Origin of the sequence: Virgisporangium aliadipatigenens, from assembly GCF_016863615.1 — a bacterium.
In the GTDB taxonomy this organism is placed as follows: domain Bacteria; phylum Actinomycetota; class Actinomycetes; order Mycobacteriales; family Micromonosporaceae; genus Virgisporangium; species Virgisporangium aliadipatigenens.
Window position 1 is genome coordinate 1 of record NZ_BOPF01000105.1, and the last position, 909, is coordinate 909.

At 66.3% G+C, this 909-nt stretch carries 1 protein-coding gene; it reads left to right on the forward strand.

Translation table 11 applies throughout. From position 1 onward, the window contains the following. Positions 1-48 precede the first annotated feature (48 nt). Positions 49-896 (forward strand): IS5 family transposase gene (locus tag Val02_RS46965; protein WP_373318077.1). Its coding sequence is split into 2 segments (ribosomal slippage): positions 49-412 and positions 412-896, totalling 849 coding nucleotides; the frame shifts between segments, so codons are not numbered across the junction. The last annotated feature ends 13 nt before the right edge of the window (positions 897-909 follow it).

Sequence of the window (909 nt, forward strand, 5' to 3'; positions counted from 1 at the left end):
CCTAGGGAGTGTCTTCAAAGGGTGTAGCGGTGGATGATGTCGGCTGTGATCCGCCGCTACGAACTGTCTGATTCCGAGTGGGAGTCGTTGTCGCAGTTCCTGCCTTCGACGCTGACGGGTGGTCGGCCCAGGTCTGATGATCGGCGGGTACTGAACGGGGTTGTGTGGAAGGTCCGTTCCGGGGCGCCGTGGCGTGATGTTCCGGCCCGCTACGGGTCGTGGAAGTCGGTCTACACCCGGTTCCGGCGGTGGGCTTTGGACGGGACTTTCGCGCGGATGCTCGCCGGTGTGCAGGCTAGTGCGGACGCGGTCGGGGACATCAACTGGCTGGTCTCGGTCGACTCGACGATCGTGCGGGCACACCAACACGCCGCGGCCGGTAAAGGGGGCAGCGGGAAACGGACGAACCGGCGGATCACGCCATCGGACGATCTCGAGGTGGACTGACCACCAAGATTCACCTCGCCGCAGACGGCGCCGGACGCACGCTCGCGTTCGTGCTCACCGGCGGCAACGTCAACGACTGCACCCGCTTCGACGCGGTCATGACCGCCATCCGCATCCACCGCAACGGAGCCGGCCGGCCACGCACCCGCCCCGACCACGTCATCGCCGACAAGGGCTACAGCTCCCGCGCCATCCGCAGCTACCTACGCCGGCGCGGTATCGGCCACACCATCCCCGAACGTTCCGACCAGCAAGCCGGCCGAGCCCGTCGAGGCCGCCGCGGCGGACGGCCACCGACGTTCAACCCGGCCATCTACAAACACCGCAACGTCGTCGAACGCTGCTTCAACCGACTCAAGCAATGCCGCGCAGTCGCCACCCGCTACGACAAGACCGCCACCTCCTACCAGGCAACCGTCACCATCGCCGCCCTACTGCAATGGCTTTGAAGACACTCCCTAG